Below are 4,520 nucleotides of genomic sequence, written 5' to 3' on the forward strand. Positions count from 1 at the left end.
TAAGAAACTCTATGAAAGATTGCAAATAAGATAGGAACTATGCCTAGTGTTATACCTAGACAGAAGATCAATCCAAAGATCATAGTTACTGCCATTCCTGCAAACATAACTCCTCCACCTAGCCATAATGGAATTAATCCACACACTGTAGTAGCTGTAGTAAGTACTATTGGTCTAAATCTTGCTTGTGCAGCATGTAGTATTGCATCTGGGAGTTCTCGCCCCTCTTCATCTCTTTCAATGTTTATTCTATCTATCAATACTATGGCATTATTTATCATGATACCAACTAGAGATAGTGCACCTAATATTGGCATAAATCCAAATGGAAGTTGAGTTAATCCCAATCCAAATGTTATTCCTGATAAGATAAGTGGTAGTGCTGCTAAAATTGTAATTAAGATAGTATATGAATTAAACTGAATGATAAGTAATAACAGTATAAATATTCCTGCTATAGGAAACTTTGCAGATAGTGCAGTATTTGCTTTTTGACTGTTATGATATTCTCCTTTAAATTCATAGCTATAACCATAATCCCATTTAGATGCAGCTTCATCTAATAATGGTTTAATTTTTAATGTTTGTTCCATAGCTGTTGTTGTATCTCTTAATCCAACTTGATATAGGATAGCTTTGATCTTGTCTTTTCTAACTATTTTAGGAGCTTCCCATACTGTTGTTATATTTGCTACCTGTCCAAGAGGCACTGAATTACCTGTAGTTTGGTTATAGATAGGGGTATTTTTTAATACCTCTATATCTTCTCGTGAAGTTCCTTGAGACCTTAACATTACTGGAATCAATCGGTCTTCTTCTCTATAATCAGTTAGTTTAATCCCACTTAAAATACTGTTTAAAGATATTGCTATATCTTGACTTGTGAGTCCAACTCTAAGTGCTCTTTGCTGATCAATATCGACTGTGAATTTTCTATTTTTTCCACCCCAGTCAGTTTTTGTATCAGCTAGACCTACAATATTTTCTTTTATTATTTTTTCTACTTGACCCATATATTGGTATAATTTTTCTGTATCTCTACCTTTTATTCTGATCTCTATTGGACGGTCACTTGGAGATCCATTTTGTAGGGTATCAATTTTAATATTAGCATCTGGATAGTTGTTTTCAAACCAAGTTATAAGTTTTGGTTGAATCTCAGATTTTATAATGTCAAAACTTGTAGTATTAATTATTGCAAAGGCTAAATTTGGTTGACTCATCTTAGGAGTGTGAGAAAGTATGTATCTTGGAGCACTTTCTCCTATAAATGTTCCTGTACTTAATATTCCTTCTTTTTCATATTTAACTAAAGTTCCACCTGCTAAGATATTTGCGATAAATGGTGGTTTTACTTGTTTTGGATGGTCTAAGAAATATTCCTTTCGAATATAGTTTTCTGCATCTAATACCATCTTAGTTGTAGTTTCTATAGATGTTCCAAATGGAAGCTCTGCTTCTACTGTTAAAAGAGGTATATCTTTGTCGGGCATGAATTTTGTCTTAACAAAGGTTTTAAATCCAAATAAAGATATAAAAAATATTGCGATAATTATGATTCCTGCCATAAATTTATGTTTTAAAGCTTTTAGGAGAGAACCTCTATAAAGCTTATAAAATTTACTATTATAACCTGTTTCTTGTTTTTCTACTTTTAAAAATAATACACATAATAGAGGAATAAGAGTTATTCCTAATATCCATGATAATCCTAAACAAATTGCAACTACATAGGTTATAGGGCCTGTGTATTCGCCCATAGTCCCCTCTGCTAAAACGATTGGCAGAAATGCTGAGATGGTAACCATAGAAGAGATCATAAGGGGCCCTTTGAGGGTTCTTGTAGCTTCTAGGGCTGCATCAATTTTCTCCATTCCTTTTTCCATATTTACCATGATTGCTTCTGAAATTACTATTCCATTATCTACTAGCATTCCTAGTACTATTATAAGAGCTGCCAGTGAAATTTGATCTAAACTCAGTCCAAAATAACTTAAAAACACCATGGAGGATGCCATAACGATAGGAATTAGTGATGCTACAATAGCTCCGATTCTAACTCCTAAAAATACTATTAGAACAACCATTACTGTAAGTATAGACTGAGCTACATTAGATAAGAAACTTTGGATACTCTTATCTACTCTAGATCCTTCTTGTGTTAAGTATGTAAAATCTACTCCTATTGGATAACTAGATTCTACAGCTGAAATTTTTTCGTCTATCTCTTTTTGGAGATCCAAGATGTTTCCACCTTCTTTTAAAGAAATAGCAATGAAAATAGTATCTTTTCCATTAAATTTTTCCCTTGTAAGAATTGGTTCTTGATACGCTCTTCTTACTTTAGCAATATCTTCTACTTTTACTAGATTTCCTTTTGGGAGTCTGATAACTGTATTTCTAATATCATCTACAGAATCAAAGTTTCCACTAGGTTCAAAACTTAATCTTTCTTTATCTAAAAGTATTTGTCCACCGGGTGATAATATATTCGTGCTTTCTAGAACTTCTTTTAGATATCCAGGAGATATCCCAAATTGTGCTAGTTTAGCATTATCATAATCTATAAATATATTTTCTGGTCTAACACCAACTTTTACTATTTTACCAGCATTTTTCATAGTTAATAGTTCTTCCATTGTAAATTTAGCTATCCTTCTCAGATCTTCAGGTGAATATCCATCAGCTGTTACAGCTATCATTGTACCGTAAACATCACCAAAATCATCATTTACAAATGGTGCCATTGCTCCACCAGGGAGATCTTTAACAGAATAGTCTACTTTTCTTCTTAATTTATCAAAGATGGGTCTCATTATTTTATACTCATCTTTAAATTGTACGGTAATATATGAGAATCCTTCCCTACTTTCACTATCGATATAGTCAACTTCTGGCATCTCTTGTATTCTTTGCTCAATCTTATCTGTAATTAAATTTTCTACCCTGCTTGGGCTGGCCCCTGGATATAAAGTAGCTACTGTAGCTGTTCTTACTACATATCCTGGATCCTCTGCCTTTGGTAATTTAAAGTAGGTAGAAACTCCAGCTAATGCTAAAAGCAATATAAAAGTAAATGTGACTACTTTTTTCTTAATTGCTATCTCTGTTAAATTCATGTAAACTCCTCCCTATTTTAATTTTACCTGTTGACCGTTTTCTAGTTTAGTCATTCCAGCAGTAATCAATTCGTCTCCTTCTGATAATCCGTCTAAAATTTCTAAACCTTTATTGGTAACAATTCCTGTTTTAACTTGAACTTTTTTAACAACTCCTACACCTTCACCATCTTTTTTTACGATAAAGACATAGTTAGTATTTGAATCCTTTAATATTACGTTTAAAGGTATGAATATTTTATCCTTCTCATTTAATTTATCCTTATTAAAATCTACAACAACAGACATTCCACTTCTTAAATTTGAGTTAGTGCCTAATATACTTACTTTTACAGGGTATGTTGCTCCATATTGTAGAGATGTAGTACCTACTTCTACAACCTCACCTAAATAATTTTTACATATAGCTCCTACATAAATATTGACTTGTGATCCAACATTTATTTGTCCAATAGCACTTTCAGGAACAAATGATATTGCTTCTAAATCAGTATTAGTATTTAAAACATATATAGGTTGACCAGCAGCAACGTTTTCATTTACTTCAGAGACCTTTACAGCTACTGTTCCATCTATAGAAGATTTTAATTCTGTATATTTTAATTGACGTTTTGCATATTTTATCCCTTCTGATGCAACTTTTAGAGATGCAGAGGTAGAATCCATTCTAGCTTTTGCACTGTCAAATTCACTTTTAGATACACTATCATTTTGATATAGTTCTTTTATTCTATTATAACTTGATTGTGCCTCTATTTGTGATGCTTTGGCAGATTCATAAGAACTCTCAGCTTTTCTTAATTGTATTTCATAATCAATTTTGTCTAAGGTAGCCAAAATCTCACCTTTTTTTACTGATTGTCCTAATTTAAAATTCATTGTTTCAACGTTTCCAGAAACTCTAAAACTAACCTCAGGTTCTACAGCAGATTTTATGTCTCCTGAAAAACTAAGGGCTTCTACTGGACTTTTTAATTCTATAGTTTCATGTCTAACAGTTCTTAAATCAATTTGTACCTCTTCTTTTTTACTTCCACAGCTTGCAAGGGTAACGACTATAAATCCAATTAATAATGTTTTTTTATATATTGACATTTGTTTCCTCCTCATTTTTGATTATTGTACCTTTAAATTAGTTTTACCTAATAGCTCGAAATATACTTCAGGATTTAATAGGTGATAAGCTCCTACGGCTCTTTCTGTTATCATCAGCTTAGTATAATAATCATATTTAGATGCACTTTCAGTTTCCTTAGCTTGAATTGCAACATTTTGAGAATCTAGTAACTCAGTTATAGATACTTCTCCTCTAGAATATGAATCAGTTACTAATTCAAGAGTTTTAATTGCAGCAACTCTTGCATCTTTTGAAGTTTCAACATTTATTTTAGCTGTTATTAA

3 protein-coding genes are annotated in these 4,520 nt (G+C 31.9%); all 3 read right to left on the reverse strand.

Annotated features, from left to right (window positions below; genetic code table 11):
* A partial coding sequence (locus tag WBG30_RS10650) for an efflux RND transporter permease subunit (RefSeq protein WP_424504637.1) occupies window positions 1–3,119 on the reverse strand: 3,119 nt, incomplete at its 3' end.
* 12 nt (window positions 3,120–3,131) lie between these two features.
* Window positions 3,132–4,214, reverse strand: coding sequence for an efflux RND transporter periplasmic adaptor subunit (locus tag WBG30_RS10655; RefSeq protein ID WP_424504638.1), 1,083 nt, complete (start codon window positions 4,212–4,214; stop codon window positions 3,132–3,134).
* Between the two features lie 21 nt (window positions 4,215–4,235).
* A partial coding sequence (locus WBG30_RS10660) for a TolC family protein (protein WP_424504639.1) occupies window positions 4,236–4,520 on the reverse strand: 285 nt, incomplete at its 5' end.

Source organism: Psychrilyobacter sp. (assembly GCF_049671765.1).
GTDB lineage: Bacteria > Fusobacteriota > Fusobacteriia > Fusobacteriales > Fusobacteriaceae > Psychrilyobacter.

Bases quoted from the DNA above. Each gene is read 5' to 3' on its own strand.
- WBG30_RS10655 (WP_424504638.1), bottom strand. From the start codon at position 4,214: ATGTCAATATATAAAAAAACATTATTAATTGGATTTATAGTCGTTACC.